Here is a 20,211-nt window from a genome sequence, read left to right on the forward strand (position 1 = left end):
ATGCGCCAGCACCCATTGGGAATTTATGAAAAAGCCTTGCCGAAACACCTGACCTGGCCCGAGCGCCTGGCATTGGCCAAGGCCTGCGGCTTTGACTTTGTCGAAATGTCGGTGGATGAAAGCGACGAACGGCTGGCACGCCTGAGCTGGAGCAAAGAACAGCGGCTGTCGCTGGTCAGCGCCATGCTGGAAACCGGCATCAGCATCCCGTCGATGTGCCTGTCCGGCCACCGCCGCTTTCCGTTCGGCAGCCATGACGATGCACTGCGCCAACGCGCCTTCGAGGTGATGGAACAGGCGATTCAACTGGCGAAGGACGTGGGTATCCGCACCATCCAGCTCGCCGGTTATGACGTTTATTACGAACAGCAGGACGAAAGCACCCTGGCCCGTTTTACCGAAGGCATGCAGTGGGCGGTCAAACGCGCCGCCGCCGCCCAGGTAATGCTGGCGGTGGAAATCATGGACACCGCGTTTATGAACTCAATCAGCAAGTGGAAAGCCTGGGATGCCTGCCTGGCATCGCCGTGGTTCACGGTCTATCCGGACGTCGGCAATCTCAGCGCCTGGGGCAATGACGTGGCGCAGGAGCTGGCGCTGGGCATTGACCGCATCGCCGCCATCCATCTGAAAGATACCTATCCGGTCACCGAAAGCTCGCCAGGGCAGTTCCGCGACGTGCCCTTTGGCGAAGGCTGCGTCGACTTCATCGCGCTATTCCGCACGCTGAAACAGCTTAACTATCGCGGCGCTTTCCTGATCGAGATGTGGACCGAGAAAGCCGAAGAGCCGGTGGCCGAAATCGTACAGGCACGCCGCTGGATCGAACAAAAAATGCAACAAGGGGGTATGACATGCTAACGCTGCCGCAACTGAAACAACAGGTACTGGAAGCCAACCTCGACCTGCCGCGCCACAATCTGGTGACCTTCACCTGGGGCAACGTCAGCGCGGTGGATCGCGAACGCGGGCTGGTGGTGATCAAGCCTTCCGGCGTGGAATATGAACACATGACCGCCGAGGACATGGTGGTGGTCAGCCTCGCCAGTGGTCAAACCCTTGAGGGCAGCAAAAAGCCCTCCTCGGACACCGCTACCCACCTGGCGCTGTACCGTGAGTTTGCCGAGATCGGCGGCATCGTACACACCCATTCGCGCCACGCCACCATCTGGGCGCAGGCCGGGCTGGACATCCCCGCCTGGGGCACCACCCACGCCGACTACTTCTACGGTGCCATTCCCTGCACCCGGTTGATGACCGAGGACGAGATTGCGCAGGATTACGAACTGGAGACCGGTAAGGTGATCATCGACACCTTTCACCGACGCGGTATCAGCCCGAACGCCATTCCGGCGGTGCTGGTCAACTCACACGGCCCCTTCGCCTGGGGCAAGGACGCGCACAGCGCAGTGCACAACGCGGTAGTGCTGGAAGAAATTGCTTATATGGGGATTTTCTCGCGCCAACTGACGCCGGGTATCGGCAGCATGCAGCCCGCGCTGCTGGATAAACATTACCTGCGTAAGCACGGCAAAAATGCTTATTACGGCCAGTAGATTGGGTCGGCAGGGAGTTCCCGCCATTATCAACCGTCGCAGCCAGACGCCTTAGGGCGTCTGGTGAAAAACTCGCAGGAATAACCACAGTGACAATCTATCTGGGGTTGATAAATATTGCGTTTAAAAATGCAGAAGGAGACAAATTAATCTCTCCTCTGCTGGGGTTATTTAGCGCTTACTGAACGCCAGCCGGGCGGCGAATAACAGAAAAATCATACCTGTTGTACGATCCAGCCAGCGGATCACTTTCTCTTTTTGCAGCAGGGATGCCAGCGGACGCGTTGCACCAATCAGCATCATCGACCAGGTAATACCGATCGCCATATGAATACCCACCAACGCAAAAGTCCAGATAATGGGCGAATGGCCCTGTGGAATAAACTGGGGTAAAAAAGAAACATAAAAAATACCCACTTTAGGATTCAGGGCATTGCCGAGAACGCCTTTCAAGAACCAGTTTGAAGCCGATTTTTCAGAAGGATCCGCCACTGCAAACTGTTTCCTTGGGCGCAGCAACATATTTAAACCTAGCCAGGTCAGATAAGCCGCACCGCAGTACTTTAGAATGTCATAGGCAAGTTCTGAAACAGCGACAAGTGCCCCCAACCCGAAGGCTACCGCCACGCCCCATATTAAACAGCCGACACTGATACCAAGCGCTGCGCGAACGGCCTGGTTTCTTCCTTCTACGGTGGCAGTTCTTAATACCAGGGCGGTATCCAGGCCTGGTGTTAAGGTCAACAGCACAGCGGCAAAACTAAACGCCAGAAGCGCGTCCATGACAGACATAGCAAAATCTCCAGGTCATTAAAATTACGGGCTCATTCTGGATTTTGGACTCCAGCCCCTTTCGGTTTACGGACACATCGTATAAAGCTTATTTCTCCGGGTCACGATTTTTCTTATTTCATCAGGGGAATATCAGGTGCTGTATTAAAGTCCTGCGACTTTCGAACCACCAGGATTACGCAGTCTATTTGTTAACACCACGGGGTGTTAACAGTATCCACTTCTGGCACCAAGCGGCTCTCAACAAAAGCGGTCGTCATTCGCCTGCCGGTCTAAAATTCGTTATCATCCGCATCCACTCTCCCTCCGGTTGGTCTGATGTCCAAGATTATCGATACCTTTATTGCCCCGCCATGCCATGACCAGATCGAGATCCTCTATCAGGACGAGAGTCTGGTGCTGATCAACAAGCCCAGCGGACTGCTCAGCCTCTCGGGGAAAAATCCGCAAAATCTGGATTCGGTGCATCATCGGTTGGTGCAGCTCTTCCCCGGCTGTACCCTGATCCACCGCCTGGATTTCGGCACTTCCGGGTTGATGGTGATTGCCCGCAATAAGGCTATCAATGCCGCCCTCTGCCAACAGTTCAGCCAGCGCGCAGTGACCAAGGTGTATAGCGCCCTGCTGTGCGGGCATCTGGATGACAATGAAGGGGTGATCGACGCCGCGATTGCCAAAGACCCGGCGTTGTTCCCGTTGATGTCGATTTGCGCCATCCACGGCAAGCCCGCGCGCTCCGGCTACCGAGTTGTTGAGCGCTTTTATCATGAGTTGGAAGACGGAACGTCACTGCCATTGACACGGGTACAGCTAACCCCGGAAACCGGGCGTACTCATCAACTGCGTATCCATTGTCAGCAGTTGGGCCACCCTATTCTGGGCTGTGACCTGTATGGCGGTCTCCTGTTGCCCGGCACAGAACGGATACCGCGGCTGATGCTGCACGCCAGTGAACTGCATTTTGTTCATCCCATGACCAAAGAACCGATCAAAGCCCATAACGCCAGCCCGTTCTGAAACAGAAAGGCGTTATGACGCAGATTTGCTGTTTAAGGGTGCAACTCCGCAACGGTCATCGTAAAGATGAGCTCTTCATGACTATTATTGGCATATTGATGAGGAAAATCCGTTCTGGCGATGGCCGAACAACCGGCAGGAACCATCAACGTAGTCTTGTCGACAGCAAGCTGGAGCGTCCCTTTTTCCACATGCAGTAGTTCAGATGTACCAGCAGGGTGGCCGGGTGAAGCGAATTGCTCTCCGGGATACATATGCCAGCGCCAGAGTTCGACCATATCTGGCCCGCTGGTGCCGGCCAACAACCGGGCACTCCCCCCCTTTTCACCGACCCAGAGAACCGGAATATCTTCCTGTTGGATCACATGGACCGGGGGCTTGCTGGCCACATCGACGATATCGGCTACGGACAATCCCATGGCTGCAGCAAGCTTGCACAGAATGGCGATGCTGGGGTTAGCCGCACCTTTTTCGATTTCTACCAACATGCCCTTGCTGACACTCGCACGTCGAGAAAGCTCATCCAATGAGAGTTTTTTTTGTTTCCGGAAGGCTTTGATTCGCCCTGATACCGCTGCGCTGACTGAATGAATGTCCGCGCCCGGATCGGTCGATTTATTGACTTTAATGGTCACTGGTCGATATCATGCAATAAATTAGTCATTATGGAATTATCCAATGTTTTCTGTTACTCCGTCAATTGATAGCGAAATTGCCGATATCGCGCCGGGATTTCGGGCTATCAGCATTCTCGTCAAAGCGGCTCCGGTAATACGTCCTGAAGTGGGTGAAATTGCATTGAAACAGGCCTGTGAGATGGTTTCTGCGGGCGCACCTGAATGGGCAGAACCCCATCTGGCTGGCTGGGCCGAAGTTTTCAAACACTTTGGAGCAAAACCCAAGCGGACCCCTTGTTCCGCAGAAGCACTTCGTAAAAGAGTGCTGCGGGATGGCGACATGCCCGGAATCGATCCGGTGGTAGATCTCTATAATGCCGTCAGTCTGCAGTATGCCATCCCGGTAGGAGGGGAAAATCTGGCCGCCTATGTGGGAACGCCAAAGTTAACCATCGCAGATGGCAGTGAGCTGTTTGATACGGTGAAAGAGGGCCAACCGGCTCACGAGTCTCCTGAACCTGGTGAAGTGGTATGGCGAGATGATATTGGGGTGACATGCCGACGCTGGAACTGGCGGCAAGGGACAAGAACCCGTCTGAGCGTTGAAAGCCAACAAATGTGGTTTATTCTGGAAAGCTTGCCCGAGATGCCCCTGACAGCCTTGCAAGAAGCCGGAGAAATGCTGATTAAGGGACTGCAGGCTATGATGCCGGGAGCGGAAATCCAGCAAAAACTTATTGGGCCCGGCGCTTAATAATAAATTTGGTCATCCAGTCTGGCAGTCTCTCTCCAGGAAAGACTGCTTGAGTTTTATATTAACAGGCATAGTGTTCGGTGGGTTTTAGGCACGAGACGCGACAAATACCGCCTCGGCCAGCAATTAAAAAAGGGGCCAAGGCCCCTTCTCTATTATTTATTCCGCTTTTGCGGTGGTCGTATCGTTGCGATACAGATGCACATCCATCTGCGGGAACGGAATACCGATGTTGTTGGCATCCAGCGCGCGCTTGAAGTTCTCCATCAGATCGAAGTACACGTTCCAGTACTCGGCATTGGTGGTCCAGGAGCGGGTCACGAAGTTCAGTGAAGAAGGTGCCATCTCGTTCAGACGCACAGTCACACCTTTAGCGTGCATGATGCGCTTGTCGGCGGCGATCACATCGCCCAGTACCTTTTTCACCACATCGATGTCGGCGTTATAAGCCACGCCAACCACGATATCCACACGGCGGTTCGGCTCGCGGGAATAGTTGATGATGTTACCGGCGATGATTTTGCCGTTCGGTACCACGATGGTTTTGTTGTCTGCGGTGCGCAGCGTGGTGGAGAAAATCTGCACCTGGTCGACGGTACCGGCTACGCCGCCCAGATCGACATACTCACCGGCACGCAGTGGACGGAAGGCCACCAGCAGCACACCTGCGGCGAAGTTGGACAGCGAGCCCTGCAGCGCCAGGCCGACGGCCAAACCAGCGGCACCCAGCACGGCGATCACCGAAGTGGTCTGTACGCCAACGCGCCCCAGCACTGCGATAAAGGTGAAGGCCAAAATGCCGTAACGCGCCATGGCCGACAGGAAATCTGCTACCGTGGCATCAATGCCGCGCAGCTTCATCACGCGGTTTACCGCATTGCTGACTACCCGGGCAATGACCGAACCAATGATGAAAATAACAATCGCCGCGACGATGTTCACCGCATACTGAATCAATAAATCCTGGTTCTGCACCAGCCAGTTACCGGCACCATTAATGCCGTCTACTACATTCAGATCTTTCATTCGTGTCGTCCTAACTTTTCCCTAAGGGGATAAACTCGCAAAAAAACTGACTTCTGGCGTCAGTCGGAAACCACCGCCCTAGGTTAACTAACATTTCCGCAGCATGCCAACCGTAAGCGGTAAAAATCGCCGAACTTCCTCTATGCTGAACATAGCGCTATCGCCTTTTTAACGATAAGGAACTTCGCTGGTTATGCACATCCCATCGTCGATTCAACACTATTGGCGGGTTCGCCCCAGGCTGCTGCTTTCCGTCGCGGCGGGCATTCTGTGCTACTTACTGCTGCCGGACAGGCTCAATCAATTACAACGATTAATGCTCGGCTGGAATGTGTTGGCCTGGATCTATCTGCTGTCGCTCTGGCGGCTGATGTTGGTCAGCACGCCGAAGCATATCCGCCAGCTCGCCCGCGAACAGGATGAAAGTGCCAGTAAAGTGCTGGCCCTGGTCAGCCTTGGCTGCCTGGTGAGCATTCTGTCGATTCTGTTTGAGCTGAGTACCGCCAAGCAGGTCAGTGACTCGCTGAAAACACTGCATCTGGCACTGACCGGTGCCACGCTGGTGGTGTCCTGGCTGCTGCTGCCCACCGCATTCACCATGCACTACGCCCATCAATTTTACCGTCAGGGTGCGCAGCAAGATCCGCTGCCGCTGCTGTTTCCCGGCGACCTCAAAGAACCGACCTATTGGGACTTCGCCTATTTCTCGTTCACCATTGCTGTAGCGTCACAAACCGCCGACGTGGCGGTCGGTGCGGCCGAAGTGCGCAAGGTCGCCCTGCTGCAATCGGTGATTTCCTTTGTCTTCAACCTGGTGATTTTGGGGCTGTCGATTAACGTCGGTGCCGGCCTGCTGAGCTAGAAATAGAAAAGGCTCCCCGAGGGGAGCCTTCATGTAGGGCTAACAGCTAACCGAGATTACAGAACGTCTACTGCGTTCAGATCTTTGAAAGCCTGTTCCAGACGAGTAATCATCGAGGTCTGGGCTGAACGCAACCATACGCGTGGGTCGTAGTATTTCTTGTTCGGCTTGTCAGCGCCTTCTGGGTTACCCAGTTGGCCTTGCAGATAGCCTTCGTTCTTTTTGTAGTACTGCAGGATGCCGTCCCAGGTTGCCCATTGGGTATCGGTATCGATGTTCATTTTGATCACACCGTAACCTACGGACTCTTTGATCTCTGCGTCGCTAGAACCAGAACCACCGTGGAACACGAAGTTCAGGCTGTTGTGCGGCAGGTTATATTTCTTGGAAACATAGTCCTGAGAATCACGCAGGATGGTCGGAGTCAGTTTCACGTTGCCTGGCTTGTAAACGCCGTGCACGTTACCGAAGGACGCCGCGATAGTGAAGCGTGGGCTGATCGCATTGAGTTTTTCGTATGCGTAAGCCACGTCTTCTGGCTGAGTGTACAGGGAGGAGGCGTCCATATGGCTGTTGTCCACGCCATCTTCTTCACCGCCGGTGCAGCCCAGTTCGATTTCCAGGGTCATACCGATTTTCGCCATGCGAGTCAGGTATTTGCTGCAAATTTCGATGTTTTCTTCCAGGGACTCTTCAGACAGGTCGATCATGTGGGAAGAGAACAGAGGTTTGCCGGTAGTAGCGAAATACTTCTCGCCAGCGTCCAGCAAGCCGTCCAGCCATGGCAGCAGTTTCTTCGCGCAGTGGTCGGTGTGCAGAATAACCGGCACGCCGTAATGCTCAGCCATCTGGTGAACATGGTGTGCACCGGAGATAGCGCCCAGAATTGCTGCACCCTGTGGAACGTCAGTCTTCACGCCTTTGCCGGCGATAAACGCGGCACCGCCGTTGGAGAACTGAACGATAACCGGAGCGCGTACCTTCGCGGCTGTTTCCAGCACGGCGTTGATAGAGTCGGTACCTACACAGTTAACTGCTGGCAGAGCAAAGTTGTTCTCTTTAGCTACTGCGAATACTTTCTGAACGTCATCACCAGTGATGACACCCGGTTTTACGAAATCAAAAATTTTAGACATGTTACTTTGTCCTGTTTCGTCGGCCGTAGATGGATGTAAATCGATTTTTCATGCCGCGCCGCCTATGCCGCGCGGTATAAAATAAACGGGCGACTTTCGCCTCCCGCTGTCTAAATTACTGCTTGGCACGCTCTTCCAGCATCACTACTGCCGGTAACGCTTTACCTTCCACGAACTCCAGGAAGGCACCACCGCCGGTAGAGATATAAGAGATTTTATCTTCAATACCGAACAGATCGATAGCCGCCAGCGTATCACCACCACCCGCGATAGAGAATGCCTCACTGTCCGCGATAGCGCGTGCGACAATTTCAGTCCCTTTGCGGAAGTTAGGGAATTCGAATACGCCAACCGGGCCATTCCACAGAATGGTTTTGGCTTCTTTCAACAACTTGGCCATAGCCAGCGCGGTTTCGTCACCGAAGTCCATGATCTCTTCATCATCTTTGACTTCACTGACTTTTTTCAAGGTGGCAGGTGCAGTTTCAGAGAACTCCGTCCCTACGCGAGAATCGGTAGGAACCGGAATTTTAAACTCGTCACGCAGTTTTTTCGCTGCATCGACGAAGTCAGGTTCGTACAGAGACTTACCAACGTTATTGTCGATAGCTACGAAGGTGTTGGCGATGCCGCCGCCCACAATCACCGTATCGGCGATTTTCACCAGCGAGTTCAGCACATCGAATTTGGTCGAAACTTTAGAACCGCCAACCACGGCAACCATTGGGCGAGCCGGGCTTTTCAGCGCTTTGCCCAGGGCTTCCAGTTCTGCAGACAGCAGCGGGCCCGCACAGGCAACAGGAGCAAACTTGCCCACGCCGTGGGTGGAAGCCTGCGCACGGTGCGCGGTACCAAAGGCGTCCATTACGTACACGTCGCACAGCGCCGCATATTTCCTGGACAGGGTTTCGTCGTCTTTTTTCTCGCCCTTGTTGAAACGGACGTTTTCCAGCACTACCAGTTCACCTTCTGCAACGTCAACACCTTCCAGGTAGTCTTTAGCCAGACGAACCGGGTTTTTAAGGTGTTCTTTCAGATAGTTGACCACAGGCAGCAGGGAGAATTCTTCGTTGTACTCGCCTTCGGTAGGACGACCCAGGTGGGAAGTTACCATCACGCGGGCGCCTTGTTTCAGCGCAGCTTCAATAGTCGGCAGGGAGGCACGGATACGTGCATCGGAAGTCACTTTACCGTCTTTCACTGGAACGTTCAGATCAGAGCGGATCAGAACGCGTTTACCGGCCAGATCCAGATCGGACATGTTAATTACAGACATGGTGAACCCTCTTGGTTGATTCTCTAGAAACTATAAAGTTGCCTGAGCGGCGCATCGACCAGTGCCGATGCCGCCGTACTAGAAACCGCTTGCGGCCATTGCCCGTGTTGTATCCAACATCCGGTTGGCAAAGCCCCATTCATTATCACACCAGACCAAGGTCTTGATCAGGTGCTGACCGCTGACCCGGGTCTGCGTACCGTCGACGATAGCGCTATGCGGGTCATGGTTAAAATCGATCGAGACTAATGGTAGTTCCGTATAGTCAACTATACCACGAAAAGATCCCCGTGCGGCCATTTGCAGCAGCTGGTTGACCTCTGCCACTTTCACCGCCGAACTGACGCTGACGCTGAGATCGATGGCCGTCACGTTGATAGTTGGCACGCGTACCGAAATCGCTTCGAAGCGATCGCAAAACTGCGGAAAAATACGGGTGATGCCCGCGGCCAGCTTGGTATCGACCGGAATAATCGACTGGCTCGCCGCGCGGGTACGCCGCAAATCCTGATGATAGGCGTCTATCACCGGCTGATCGTTCATCGAAGAGTGAATGGTGGTCAGGGTGCCCGACTCGATGCTGTAGGCATCGTCCAACAGCTTGATCACCGGAATAATGCAGTTGGTGGTGCATGACGCATTGGAAACGATACGGTGTTCCGCCAGCAGCGTCTGATGGTTGACGCCAAACACGATGGTAGCGTCCAGATCGTTGCCGCCTGGGTGAGCGAACAGTACTTTCTTCGCCCCTGCCACCAGGTGGGCCTCGCCATCTGCCCGGCTGCCGTACACGCCGCTGCAGTCCAGCACCACGTCGACGCCCAGCTCGCCCCAGGGAAGCTGTTCCACCGCCGGCTGATGCAACAGGCGAATGGTGTCGTCCCCGACGGTCAACATGTCGCATTCCTGGCGCACATCCCAGGCAAAACGGCCATGGCTGGAGTCGTATTTCAGCAGGTGGGCCATCCCCTCGGCGTTTGCCAATTCGTTGATCGCCACCACGGAAATTTCCGCTCTACGTCCCGATTCATACAGTGCGCGTAAAACGCTGCGGCCTATGCGGCCAAAGCCGTTTATCGCTATGCGAATTGTCATGCTGCTCCTGAAAAAGGGCCTTCTCACCCCGGACGCGTTCACCGTTATTGAGAGGGCGCTGACTGGGTCATCTGGATAACCCGCATAGAGTACTTTAGCGCACCACCTGCTGTGAATCGTCGCATTGCATTATTCATTCAACACGGCGCGGGCTTATCACCTTCACGCCGACGTTTCTGTTGAAAACAACCACAACTGAAACGCTTCAGCTGAGCATAAACCAAAGTTTTGCCAAAAGGAACAGATGCGACAGCCTGCCTGACGACTGAACGACACTTTGCGGGAATAAGATGATCTAGCGCACACTTTTTCATGCCCAAACCTTATTGATGCACCATTTCGCCGTTGTTGGATGACAGTCCGCCGGTCACTTTCACCGCCTCTTCCCCCTGCGGCCCTTGCAACCGCCACAGGCAAAAAGGATGATCGCGCTCCTTATCTCACTCCTCTTAGATAATAACCTGTCATAACAGCCCAATTTGGGCGAAATTTAAAAGCATGGCGGTTTATTTACAACAATAATCCCCACCAAGGCATTGGTGGCTGGCAGGTTAATTTCCTGAACAGAGAAATTCAATACGTGCATTGAGGAATAGACAGGGAAATAGCCTTACCAGAAACATTCCCGGAAAGAAATTAGCCTGGGTAAATTAATGTTTAAAACACAAGGCCGAGCTCACCGAAATAATGGTTTACCGCTCTTATGAAATTAATATTTCAGTACGGAAATACAGTACGAACTGACGGTATAAACTTGCTAAGCCAGGCATTTCTTACACCACCGAAAAATCGTAAATACGGAGAGCGACACTCGCCTCGCATCTTATAAACCATATGTAAAAGGAAATAAGAATGAAGATCACCCTTACAAAAAATAATTATACAACACAGAAAAACATTTCAGTTGAACAAAACCATGATGCAATTGATGGAGCAAAAGACTGTCGACAGACACCAGCACATTTAATTATACCTGATTTTAATCACACGCTATCTCAGACACTCGGTGCTGTAAGTGGCCCGAGAGATAGTCACTTATACCAAGACGATCAAGGTCGTATTTGTCTTGAACATCGAAGGGCTCCAGAGATTAAAGAGCTAATACTCAGTGGTGGTGGCGCAAAAGGGTATGCATACCCAGGGACAATTAAGGCATTGGAACAAGAAGGAATATTAGATGGTATACATCGTGTGAAAGGCACTTCAGCTGGTTCTATTACCGCACTTGCCGTAGCTACAGGCATGACAGCAGAAGAAATAAAAGAAACGGTAAGCCAGATGCAACCTTCGCTTGTTTTCGGTAATGGTGAAAAAGAAAACGACGGGGTATTGAACATGTTATTTAATACATTATCATTTGGCCGAATTTCTAGTACCTACGGAAATCTTGAAGATTTTTTAAGCCACCAAGCCAAGAAAAGCGTACTAAATCGTATCAATGAGCATGCAAAACAAACTGGGGGGTTATCTACTTCAGTGAGTGATATCCGTAATAAAATATCTACTCAATCCGGTGAAGTCACTTTTCTTGATTTGGCAATACTTCAGGACCATGATGTACCTGGGATAAAAAGAATCACTATTAATACCACCGGTGCCAATGGTTTGATACTGCATAATGAAGACAACTCCCCAGACATCAGTATCGCTAATATCTCAGCAACTTCCTCAGCTATTACAGCAGATCGTCTTGACAAAAACAAACAAAAAGTTGCTGATGGCGGTTATTCATTAAACGCTATTCCGGATGTGTTTACTGACCCTCTATATGGATATGGTAACCCCTTCCATGAGGATCAAGGTTCATTAATCATTCGTTTTGGTGAGCCAGAACCGCTAGTCTCCGGAGGGCCAGGAATAATTGAACGTTTTCTTTCCAAGCAAATGACTGGAAGAGGAAGATCTGAATTTCCACCAACCTATCTCGCTGAGTTATATGAGCAAAGTATGTCTAGCAACGCTGTCGTAAACATCGACATGGTGTTCAATGAAAAAGATTTATCCGGGGTGCTAAAAGGTACGTTAAACTTCGGCATGAGTGCGCATGAAAGGGAAGGGCTGCAAAACAATGCTTATCAAAATACCATGAGTGTATTAGTGGCCAGAAATAATCAAACTAGCCATATCTATTTTAAAAATAATGAAGACTTTTTGTTACGAGCACCAAAGGAGATGCTTGAGGATAATGAGGTATCCAACGCTTTTGGAACAGTAACCGTTGAGAACATCATTAACCTACGAAAAGACATTAGTCTTCACATTAAAGAAGCACTGAACATTTTGAACCCATCGGACAATGGAAATGTATTATCACAGATGGAAGAGCGTATTGTTAGCGCTATATCAAAATACCCCGTTTCTGATATTAATGGCTCTCATGAGGCAATTGCCTTGATGGTGCTTCATCAAGGCGGAGATAGTCTCGAAAAAGCCGTACGGGAAAGCACGAATTCCGGAAATATTTTAGATATCATTAAAGATCACGTAACTTATAGAGACATGGTTATTTCAAACAATAAAAAGCTAAGGGAAAAACTCTATCCAATGCTTGAAAGTGCATACAATGACAAAAACTCCAACTTAATCAAAGAAACGCAACGCTATATCTTCCTGGCCAGTTCAGTAGATGAGCGTGATATGGGCGATGTCGAAAAATTAATTAGTGATTTCATTAAGAGAAATGAATAACATCGCGGTATTCAGCCCTCTAAGTCAAGTAAAAATTTTTAATCTGTAAAACTTGATGCACTAACATATTAAAGCACCATCAATCATTTATTTTTCGATAGTGAACAGGCTGCAGAAACAGTCTGTTCATACCTTGATCCGCCCCTGTACACCATTCTGTGTAAATACCTTTTCTCAGTAGTGGCTGCCCAGGCGGCTACCGAACTCGATAATAAAGCGGCTCATTGCCATACACAAGTTCTTCAGCGGCATCGTCCATTTCTGTGAGGCCAACTGGATTGCCAGACACACGATCGTTTTCACTACGTCGTCCGTCGGGAACACCTCACGTTTTTTTATCGCATGTCGGATCACCCTGTTCAGCGACCCGATAGCGTTGGTTGCGTAAATGACTTTGCGGATATCGGCTGGGTAAGGGAGAACACAGCCAGATTGGTCAGTTCGCCCGCAAGCTTCGGCTTATCTATCGATAGCTGCTATCCCAGGCACTAGCGAAGGCTTCCAGCGCCTGCTTTGCCTACGCTAACGGTCTTTGCGGAATAGCCGTTGCGGAAGTTGGCTCCGGTTTAGGCTGATTTTTATCGTAACCAAGGTAGTGGGTCATTGCTGCATTGAGTGCGCCCTCGACACTGATTTTTTCAGCAGGCGATCGAGGTAGCTGAGATCTTCGGGAGTTTTAAGATTTTTGGTCAGTTCATTAGCCAGAGCCCGTAACTTTTTGTCCATAATTTAACCTGCTTTTGATGTTTAATTGAACACATCAAACTCAGGTAATAACGCACATTTATTTACAGGCTCTATTGCCAAAAGTTAATGAATCCTAATGGTCACCTTAATGCGACGGAGCCGGATCAAATACAATGGAACCAACGTTCGCAACTTTCTCTTTTGGATTATAAATAGTTTGAATTTTTAACTGTTGTTTTTTTTCAAACAGTCCAGTAGTCTCCTGCTTTAAAGATTGTATCTTTGGGGCATTAGGAAGGCTTTGAAACTTTATTTTCCATTTGCCATTCTCATATTTCATAAATGCTGACCCAGTGATGTTCTCCACCACTGTTTGTTCTTCATTTTTGTGAAAACCGTAATCGTGATACTCCATGGCACCAATCATTCCTAGACCGTGTTCTGACACATCGAGATTATTATATTCTGCGTCTTCTTTGCCTCCCTGTACATGCCTGACACGGATAACTTTTTCGTTAAATTTATCAGCAACAAATGAACATCCACTGAATGCTGGTGTTAATACCAGTTCAGGCTCACCTTTTTGAGGATGGGCAGGGATATCAACATAGCCCCCCTGTGGAGCCCAATAAGCATTAACCCCACCTGCGCTTTTCTGATAATCAGAGGTTTGAGTATCGAGGATTCGTAACGCATATATAGCATCATTATCGGCTTTAGAAACGCGGATAGCATTAAATGTAAGTATCCCCCCATTTGGACTACACAGAGTCTTCTTCGTATCAGCATCCATTGTCACTTTGGCAGGATTGATAAGATCCATGATTAAAGGGGCTTGACTCAGCTCTTTATCGGTTAAAACATTAATCAGATTTACTGGTTCTCCTCTCAAACTAGTATTTACAAAATTTAATACAGGAGGCATTTGCTGAGAACCAGGTATGTGTCTGTCCTGCCCAGTTCTTAATCTTGGTTCATAAAGGTTTGTTCCCGGAATGTTAGATCTGCATAGTTGCAAAGGCGCTCCAGAAGGCTGCTCGTTAGTAAGTGAGTTTTCCTGAACAGTTTTTCCTGTAGAAGTCTGGCCAGTGTTAGGTGCCTCCTTAGATGATTTACTCTGAATCCCCCCCCCTGTAATCGATACTAGGTATTCCCTTGAAGCGAAGGCATTAGTGGATGGTTGTAAATAAGAGGAGGTTGAAGTGTTTCCATATACAGAATCGCTGCTGGTTGGCGAGGGTGAATTATATTCCTGGTGGTCGAAAGAGTTAGGCTGTGTCATAACGTTGCCCGTACTTTGTATTGCACTCCCCATCGTTGTCTGAGAAGAAGATGAATATGACATAACGGTGTTACGTGATGTCGAAGAAATAATGGCGTGCTCTAACATAAAATTGAACCTGTTTAAAATTTTTTGTTGAAATATTAAATTGTTTGACGGGCAATAAATACTGGCCCGTTACGCTGTTCGGAGTGTTTTCTAGGTGCTTCCTGCTTCGATGAGACGGCGCGGATAGCTACTCGCGGTCAATCATACTCACACCGATTATCGAAAATCATACGAACGTCTCGCTGGCGAATTTCAGGGGGAAGCCATAGGTTATAGCCCTCGTCAGCTGCAACGTGCTTGCAAGCGCGTACAGAGTAGAAAAAAACTTTCCAGCAACTTTTCCAGTTCTTTTTCTTGCTGAAAACAATTTTCATCCATCAGCGCCTTGAGTTCATAGCCATCACAACCACGTCCTAATACCGGCTGTCCAGTCACGACCGAGGGAAGCGCCTCCTGTAATTCAAACCATAGCTCACTACCTCTGTCTACCAGAGTGTTACTGTTCATCCAGGATAATCTGCTCCATAACCAGATACGCTCATTTATCACGGATATAAATAAACTAGGGATATTCTTGAGGGTAATTTCAATAGTCGAGTTGGCATCAAACTCAAATCTTTGCCCCTCATACCCCATGCTACTTAGTGTGCGATGAAGAAATTCGGCGATATTTGTTTGCATGTAACTTCCAGTGATTAATTTTTAACGGTGTGAATGATTCTGCAGGCTTGTTCATACATCGCAAAAAGATATGAGCTTACACTTCCGGCTTGGCCAGGTGTTCCGTCAGGTTCATCCACTGCCACACCGTGGTACCGAACGCGCTCAAGGTGCGAATCTTGGTCAACAGTTCTGCGTGTCCTTGCTTGAGAAAACCATCGCGATGGTCTTGCAACGGTGTACTCAGGGTGTGCAACATATAGGACTGGAAGCCCTGGATGCTGTCCATCTGCTGGCTTATCTGGTCAGACTCCTTCGACTGCTGCCTTAAGTACCGCGCCCAGTGTTTGTTTCCCCCCTGAAAATGAACAGTGTGGTTGGCGGCTTCACTCTGCCCGTCCAGTGTGTGGCGCAAATTATTTTGCATTCTGGTCGAATACATGGCCCATCCAGGCTAGCTGGTCTAGGAGCAACATGCTGGTGCGCGCCTCGAAGAACTTGCTGTTATTGACTACCGGTTTCTGATAGTTGGACAAGGTTACATCTTGTAGGTCACTCTTGGATGTTGCTTCCGGCTTACCTTGCTCATTCATTCCGAAAATAGCGTTTAGAGTACTGCCGGATCTAGATACAAACATGGATAATCCTTTCTGGAGAGATTGCAGTCAATTATTTTAAAACAGGCTGTAATTAAAAACTTTCAAAAAACAACTTTCAATTGAAAGTATTATTGCAGCGAGGCTGCTGGCTGTAATTTTTATGTTTTTAAAATGGAAAAATCAGGAATAAATATTATTGAAAGATAAATAGGGTTTTAACGTAGGCCGATACCGTGTCCGTCAGATAATGAAATCACTGTTGCTGCTTGCGAAGTGTCCCGGATGTCATCACTATCCACGGGGTGGGAAACCGGCGTTAGTGGCAGATAACCTGTTGAACCGACAGTTTAATCCAGAGGCATTAAATACCTGGTGATCAGGTGATATCACCTATCGTCGAACAGCGCAGGGGGCTATATCTGGCTATCGTCATAGACTTATGTTCAAGAAAAATAGTGAGCTGGGCCTTCTCAGACAAACCGGACCGCGCTATGACTATCCGGGCACTACGACTGGCAGTTAATAAACGACGGCCAACAGGCCCAGTCGTGTTCCACCGCGATAGTAATAATGCCGGTGTCAGTTTTTATTATTACTCTGTTTGCCGTTAAACCAGATTGGTGTGATTGCTGATACAGTGAAGAGCTTCCCGCGTCCTGACTCACACAGCGTTCGACCTTTTATGTCTTGCCCTAGACTCGTAGATTGCCCGAAGCGCCTTCATGCGAAGCACCTCCTCATCGGTGCACGTGACTCAAGAAGGGCCTGACGGCTTGTCTCGTTACTGTCCTGTCCGGGTCATCTGTCTGGAGATTCAACATTGTTTCCTCACAGGAGTTCTGTCATGGCTGATAACGTTACCGAAGCCGCCGTTGTGGGTGGCGTGGATATACATAAAGATCTGCACGTTGCCGCTGTCGTAGATCAGAACAATAAAGTCCTGGGGACCCAGTATTTCTCCACAACACGACAAGGTTTCCGGCAGATACTGGCATGGATGGCCTCATTTGGGGCGTGAAAGCGAATTGGCGTTGAATGCACAGTTACGCTCAGGGCTTGACCTGCTCCTCATCGAATTGTGCGCTGTGGGTGCACCCGTAGCACACAATAGAATCAGAGATGAGAATTCAATGGTTACTTAATTAGTCGTTTTCAAATCCGGCCCGCTGCGGTTATACCTCAAAAAACTCAATCTTACCGCCAGCAAGGTGATACATGCTGCCAACGATTTTAATTTTCTTCTGTTCTTCTAGTCGTTTCAGTACAGGGCTGTTTTTACGGATATTTTCGATGGTCAACTCAACATTTTTCCGCGCCACAGCATCGACAAAATCATAATTACTGCCTTTACGTTCCCCGCTGTACTCAGTTTTTTCAATCGCAGGTTTAATTTCATCCAACAGGCCCGTCAGGTTACCCAGTTCGGCATTATCAATAGCGCCACGAACTGCACCACAGCGAGTGTGTCCCATAACCAGCACCACTTTCGCGCCGGCAAGAGCGCAAGCGAACTCCATGCTACCCAGCATATCGCGATTACTGATATTACCTGCAACACGGGAATTAAACGTTTCACCGATCCCCGCATCCAGCACAATTTCCGCCGGCACGCGTGAGTCGATGCAACTAAGGATCACCGCCGCAGGGTATTGACCCGCGATACTTTTACGCTTCTGCGCCAGGTAATCATGCTTCGCCGGGCGATTTTCCCGGAAGCGCAAGTTACCCTGTTTAAAATGTTCAATCACAGCATCCGGTGTCATACCATCACGTTCTTCTTTGCTCAATGATGCTGCAAAAGAGATAGAAGGTCCCAATAAGGCAGCCAGCCCGGTGACCGAAAGAGCAGAAACAGCAAGTGTTTGTTTCAAGATTTTCCGGCGTGAAGGTTGAGCCGGTTGGTTATTTTTCATAATATGCCTCAATCTAGGTTAGTGAAAAAATATTATCTCGATTTTATATATAGATTATGTCGACACCAACCTCATTAATAACAACACGGGCTTATAGATTGATATCTCCACAGCTACCGCCAATCGTGGCGAATAACTGCACTACGAATTAACCGCACTAAGAATTATATTTATTGATCACTCAACGAATTTTAACCAAGAATTAATAAAATCACGCACTATACAATTCGCCCATTAAAATACCCCAACGAGCATTGAATCTCACCCAACCAATGGCAAAAATCTGTTCGTTTCCTCAAGCCTAATTTTTTAGCCACAGAAATTCTATGTGTTGAAACGGTTTTTCTGCTACAATGTAATTTAATTGCTGCTGCAGTCGGATCCCCACTATCGATTTCAGCAATAAGCCAAGCCTGTTCTGCTGCGGTTAACGTTTCCTCAGTTCCAGATAGTTTTTTTCTTGTTCCTGAGCTTAATTTAATATCCATACCGGGAAGACATAAACCTGCTATGATTTTTTCGAACTCAGCAAAAGGCTCATCACGCAGAACAATGGCATCTGGACCAGATACCACTAATCCTTTTATCAAAATAGCCTCACGAAGCCCGGTGTAAACTACGACACCATACTGTCGATTTCCATTTTTTTCCTGAGCTGTCAAAAATTTAATCAACTCAAACCCATTACGGAGCCCATCTACGTCCGTCACCAACTCAGCAATAATGAGAACTGTTTTCCCGGTAAACTTTTTGCTCATTATCTTTGAACGTAAATGCATTATCGATGACACATGTTGAATATCCGACGCTGGCAGGCAAGTACTCTCGGTCACGACAGTGGCAATGGCATGAGCGAATAGCGCATTTCGTTCCAGAATGAGTACATATTCATAAGGAAAAATATTTACCAAATTACACCCCCTACTTAGAATATGTATAAGGCCAGAGAGGCGGCGATACTCCAGAAAAAACCACAACCCAAAATCACCAACAAGCATCCTGTATTGTATTTAGCATCCATAACATCACTCTTTTCTTTAAAAAATAATTAATTTTTTATTTATATAAAAACTCTGGCATCGGCTAAATAATTGCACTATCCGTTATAAAAAACCTTCCATTATAGATCAGAAAAATAACCATTAATTTAAAAACAACAAACAACCACCATTAAATTCACTTTTGTCGCACCTAAAATCCCGCATGCCGAAAATATGCGGGATTTTTATATATAACCTAAGTTATTGTGGATGCATATGCAGTTACCGCAGAAATATTAACAGCTTCTGAATCGTTAAATCACGCCATTCGCAGCCAATTGCCTTTCCACAGCCAGGCAAAGATCCCCTACTGTATTGAGACCAATGATTTCATCTCCACTAATCTCTATACCAAACACATCGTTGAGGCTAATGATGATATCCACCAGTTCAAGCGAATCGATAAACAATTGATCCACAAGCAGAGCCTCATTGTCTAAAGCATGTTCACGCCCCACTAGGCAACTGGATATTACTGTTTTCACATGTTGTTCAAGATTATTTGACATTATCAACTCCGGAGTTTTTCAGACGGCTTTCAATCGGGCGGCGTACAAATGGATTTTGATACCAGCTCCCCATACCTAACACACCATCCAGTATCGCCGCCACCAGTGGGTTGGTTTTACCCGACCGCAGAAGATTCGCCTCACGAATCAGTTTGTTGACGAAGCTGAGAATATTTCCACGATTGGTTTCCAGGCCAGGATGCCGGGCAAGAACATCTCGCAGCATATTCATATCCTGCAATAATTCCGGATACTTTTCCGCAGCGGTGGCATCAGCCAATACCTGCATTCGACGACTCTCATTGCTCGGTAAAAGCCTTTCACGAAAATTGTTAAAAACACTATAATAATTCATTGTTTGCTGATTAAGTTCAGGTGCCAACGCCTGGCGAATGCCATACAGCAGTAGCTCTGCGGGCTTATCACCTGGGAAATTGCGAAGGCCCTTCAGATACGACTCAGTTAGTAAAGGCATATTTTTATTCTGGAATTTTAGATCGGCATAATATCCTAAAGGATTCTCCACCTTCATTACCGTAGAGTCAGCAATTACTGATACAAACCTCTCCACTGAGGGGGCCTTAAACTTCATATGATCGAAACGAATTAAATTTCGTGGCCCCGAGTCGTCCCTGGATTCAAAACGCTCCACCG

The 20,211-nt window shown here is 48.9% G+C and carries 20 protein-coding genes and 3 pseudogenes; 8 read left to right on the forward strand and 15 right to left on the reverse strand.

The window, feature by feature from the left end; genetic code table 11:
• Both E5C26_RS20040 and araD read left to right on the forward strand, forming a co-directional pair.
• Positions 1-861, forward strand: coding sequence for an L-ribulose-5-phosphate 3-epimerase (locus E5C26_RS20040; protein WP_135317858.1), 861 nt, complete (start codon positions 1-3; stop codon positions 859-861).
• Positions 855-1,556: an L-ribulose-5-phosphate 4-epimerase gene (gene araD / locus E5C26_RS20045; protein ID WP_135317859.1), complete on the forward strand. Its 702-nt coding sequence runs from the start codon at positions 855-857 to the stop codon at positions 1,554-1,556. The genes E5C26_RS20040 and araD overlap by 7 nt, the downstream gene beginning before the upstream one ends.
• A gap of 171 nt (positions 1,557-1,727) precedes the next feature.
• Here araD and E5C26_RS20050 read toward each other — a convergent pair whose 3' ends face one another.
• On the reverse strand, positions 1,728-2,348 hold the full coding sequence (locus E5C26_RS20050; protein WP_135317860.1) for a LysE family translocator: 621 nt from the start codon (positions 2,346-2,348) through the stop codon (positions 1,728-1,730).
• A 318-nt stretch (positions 2,349-2,666) separates the two neighbouring features.
• Between E5C26_RS20050 and E5C26_RS20055 the strand changes: the two genes are divergently transcribed.
• On the forward strand, positions 2,667-3,365 hold the full coding sequence (locus tag E5C26_RS20055) for an RluA family pseudouridine synthase (RefSeq protein ID WP_135317861.1): 699 nt from the start codon (positions 2,667-2,669) through the stop codon (positions 3,363-3,365).
• A gap of 32 nt (positions 3,366-3,397) precedes the next feature.
• Here E5C26_RS20055 and E5C26_RS20060 read toward each other — a convergent pair whose 3' ends face one another.
• On the reverse strand, positions 3,398-4,000 hold the full coding sequence (locus tag E5C26_RS20060; protein WP_135317862.1) for a helix-turn-helix domain-containing protein: 603 nt from the start codon (positions 3,998-4,000) through the stop codon (positions 3,398-3,400).
• Between the two features lie 43 nt (positions 4,001-4,043).
• Between E5C26_RS20060 and E5C26_RS20065 the strand changes: the two genes are divergently transcribed.
• Positions 4,044-4,736 (forward strand): B3/B4 domain-containing protein, encoded by a 693-nt coding sequence (locus E5C26_RS20065; RefSeq protein ID WP_135317863.1) that lies wholly within the window; start codon positions 4,044-4,046, stop codon positions 4,734-4,736.
• Between the two features lie 159 nt (positions 4,737-4,895).
• Here the strand turns inward: E5C26_RS20065 and mscS are convergent, their stop codons facing one another.
• Positions 4,896-5,762, reverse strand: coding sequence for a small-conductance mechanosensitive channel MscS (mscS, locus tag E5C26_RS20070; protein WP_135317864.1), 867 nt, complete (start codon positions 5,760-5,762; stop codon positions 4,896-4,898).
• A gap of 193 nt (positions 5,763-5,955) precedes the next feature.
• On the opposite strand from mscS, the gene E5C26_RS20075 reads away from it, so the two are divergent.
• Positions 5,956-6,624 (forward strand): DUF1345 domain-containing protein, encoded by a 669-nt coding sequence (locus E5C26_RS20075; RefSeq protein ID WP_135317865.1) that lies wholly within the window; start codon positions 5,956-5,958, stop codon positions 6,622-6,624.
• Between the two features lie 56 nt (positions 6,625-6,680).
• On the opposite strand, the gene fbaA is transcribed toward E5C26_RS20075, so the two are convergent.
• The 4 genes and pseudogenes from fbaA to E5C26_RS24840 form a co-directional block, all read right to left on the reverse strand.
• Positions 6,681-7,760, reverse strand: coding sequence for a class II fructose-bisphosphate aldolase (gene fbaA, locus E5C26_RS20080; RefSeq protein ID WP_099065300.1), 1,080 nt, complete (start codon positions 7,758-7,760; stop codon positions 6,681-6,683).
• Between the two features lie 115 nt (positions 7,761-7,875).
• Positions 7,876-9,036, reverse strand: a complete 1,161-nt coding sequence (pgk, locus tag E5C26_RS20085) for a phosphoglycerate kinase (RefSeq protein WP_135317866.1) — start codon at positions 9,034-9,036, stop codon at positions 7,876-7,878.
• 78 nt (positions 9,037-9,114) lie between these two features.
• Complete coding sequence (gene epd, locus E5C26_RS20090) at positions 9,115-10,131, reverse strand: erythrose-4-phosphate dehydrogenase (protein WP_135317867.1); 1,017 nt, start codon at positions 10,129-10,131, stop codon at positions 9,115-9,117.
• 326 nt (positions 10,132-10,457) lie between these two features.
• A pseudogene (locus tag E5C26_RS24840) lies at positions 10,458-10,568 on the reverse strand (LysR family transcriptional regulator); the annotation flags it as partial.
• 415 nt (positions 10,569-10,983) lie between these two features.
• Between E5C26_RS24840 and E5C26_RS20100 the strand changes: the two are divergent.
• Complete coding sequence (locus E5C26_RS20100) at positions 10,984-12,819, forward strand: patatin-like phospholipase family protein (protein ID WP_135317868.1); 1,836 nt, start codon at positions 10,984-10,986, stop codon at positions 12,817-12,819.
• 174 nt (positions 12,820-12,993) lie between these two features.
• On the opposite strand, the pseudogene E5C26_RS20105 reads toward E5C26_RS20100, so the two are convergent.
• From E5C26_RS20105 to E5C26_RS24845, 4 genes and pseudogenes are all read right to left on the reverse strand, one after another.
• A pseudogene (locus tag E5C26_RS20105) lies at positions 12,994-13,333 on the reverse strand (transposase); the annotation flags it as partial.
• A gap of 318 nt (positions 13,334-13,651) precedes the next feature.
• Positions 13,652-14,896 carry a hypothetical protein gene (locus tag E5C26_RS20115; RefSeq protein ID WP_135317869.1) on the reverse strand — a complete coding sequence of 415 codons (1,245 nt, stop codon included), beginning with the start codon at positions 14,894-14,896 and terminating at the stop codon, positions 13,652-13,654.
• 222 nt (positions 14,897-15,118) lie between these two features.
• Positions 15,119-15,517 (reverse strand): type III secretion apparatus InvB, encoded by a 399-nt coding sequence (locus E5C26_RS20120; RefSeq protein WP_135317870.1) that lies wholly within the window; start codon positions 15,515-15,517, stop codon positions 15,119-15,121.
• Positions 15,518-15,593: 76 nt separating this feature from the next.
• Positions 15,594-15,938: a hypothetical protein gene (locus E5C26_RS24845; RefSeq protein ID WP_240776127.1), complete on the reverse strand. Its 345-nt coding sequence runs from the start codon at positions 15,936-15,938 to the stop codon at positions 15,594-15,596.
• A 537-nt stretch (positions 15,939-16,475) separates the two neighbouring features.
• On the opposite strand from E5C26_RS24845, the gene E5C26_RS25000 reads away from it, so the two are divergent.
• Positions 16,476-16,706, forward strand: a complete 231-nt coding sequence (locus tag E5C26_RS25000) for a DDE-type integrase/transposase/recombinase (protein WP_409513913.1) — start codon at positions 16,476-16,478, stop codon at positions 16,704-16,706.
• A gap of 233 nt (positions 16,707-16,939) precedes the next feature.
• Positions 16,940-17,110: pseudogene (locus E5C26_RS20140) on the forward strand (IS110 family transposase); the annotation flags it as partial.
• Positions 17,111-17,267: 157 nt separating this feature from the next.
• Here E5C26_RS20140 and E5C26_RS20145 read toward each other — a convergent pair.
• From E5C26_RS20145 to E5C26_RS20160, 4 genes are all read right to left on the reverse strand, one after another.
• Complete coding sequence (locus E5C26_RS20145; protein ID WP_135317871.1) at positions 17,268-18,008, reverse strand: carbonic anhydrase; 741 nt, start codon at positions 18,006-18,008, stop codon at positions 17,268-17,270.
• A 218-nt stretch (positions 18,009-18,226) separates the two neighbouring features.
• A complete protein-coding gene (locus E5C26_RS20150) occupies positions 18,227-18,919 on the reverse strand; it encodes a response regulator transcription factor (RefSeq protein WP_167796682.1) in 693 nt (230 codons plus the stop codon).
• A gap of 383 nt (positions 18,920-19,302) precedes the next feature.
• Positions 19,303-19,557: a phosphopantetheine-binding protein gene (locus tag E5C26_RS20155; protein ID WP_135317873.1), complete on the reverse strand. Its 255-nt coding sequence runs from the start codon at positions 19,555-19,557 to the stop codon at positions 19,303-19,305.
• A partial coding sequence (locus E5C26_RS20160; RefSeq protein WP_135317874.1) for a hypothetical protein occupies positions 19,547-20,211 on the reverse strand: 665 nt, incomplete at its 5' end. The genes E5C26_RS20155 and E5C26_RS20160, both read right to left, overlap by 11 nt.

The sequence above is a fragment of the Serratia proteamaculans genome (assembly GCF_004684015.1).
GTDB lineage: Bacteria > Pseudomonadota > Gammaproteobacteria > Enterobacterales > Enterobacteriaceae > Serratia > Serratia proteamaculans_F.

Excerpts from the sequence above, each read along its gene's own strand:
- epd (WP_135317867.1), bottom strand. The coding sequence starts at position 10,131 with ATGACAATTCGCATAGCGATAAACGGCTTTGGCCGCATAGGCCGCAGC.
- E5C26_RS20055 (WP_135317861.1), top strand. The coding sequence starts at position 2,667 with ATGTCCAAGATTATCGATACCTTTATTGCCCCGCCATGCCATGACCAG.
- E5C26_RS20115 (WP_135317869.1), bottom strand. The coding sequence starts at position 14,896 with ATGTTAGAGCACGCCATTATTTCTTCGACATCACGTAACACCGTTATG.
- E5C26_RS24845 (WP_240776127.1), bottom strand. The coding sequence starts at position 15,938 with ATGTATTCGACCAGAATGCAAAATAATTTGCGCCACACACTGGACGGG.
- E5C26_RS20155 (WP_135317873.1), bottom strand. The coding sequence starts at position 19,557 with ATGTCAAATAATCTTGAACAACATGTGAAAACAGTAATATCCAGTTGC.
- araD (WP_135317859.1), top strand. The coding sequence starts at position 855 with ATGCTAACGCTGCCGCAACTGAAACAACAGGTACTGGAAGCCAACCTC.
- fbaA (WP_099065300.1), bottom strand. The coding sequence starts at position 7,760 with ATGTCTAAAATTTTTGATTTCGTAAAACCGGGTGTCATCACTGGTGAT.
- mscS (WP_135317864.1), bottom strand. The coding sequence starts at position 5,762 with ATGAAAGATCTGAATGTAGTAGACGGCATTAATGGTGCCGGTAACTGG.
- pgk (WP_135317866.1), bottom strand. The coding sequence starts at position 9,036 with ATGTCTGTAATTAACATGTCCGATCTGGATCTGGCCGGTAAACGCGTT.
- E5C26_RS20100 (WP_135317868.1), top strand. The coding sequence starts at position 10,984 with ATGAAGATCACCCTTACAAAAAATAATTATACAACACAGAAAAACATT.
- E5C26_RS20050 (WP_135317860.1), bottom strand. The coding sequence starts at position 2,348 with ATGTCTGTCATGGACGCGCTTCTGGCGTTTAGTTTTGCCGCTGTGCTG.
- E5C26_RS20075 (WP_135317865.1), top strand. The coding sequence starts at position 5,956 with ATGCACATCCCATCGTCGATTCAACACTATTGGCGGGTTCGCCCCAGG.
- E5C26_RS20145 (WP_135317871.1), bottom strand. The coding sequence starts at position 18,008 with ATGAAAAATAACCAACCGGCTCAACCTTCACGCCGGAAAATCTTGAAA.
- E5C26_RS20040 (WP_135317858.1), top strand. The coding sequence starts at position 1 with ATGCGCCAGCACCCATTGGGAATTTATGAAAAAGCCTTGCCGAAACAC.
- E5C26_RS20120 (WP_135317870.1), bottom strand. The coding sequence starts at position 15,517 with ATGCAAACAAATATCGCCGAATTTCTTCATCGCACACTAAGTAGCATG.
- E5C26_RS20065 (WP_135317863.1), top strand. The coding sequence starts at position 4,044 with ATGTTTTCTGTTACTCCGTCAATTGATAGCGAAATTGCCGATATCGCG.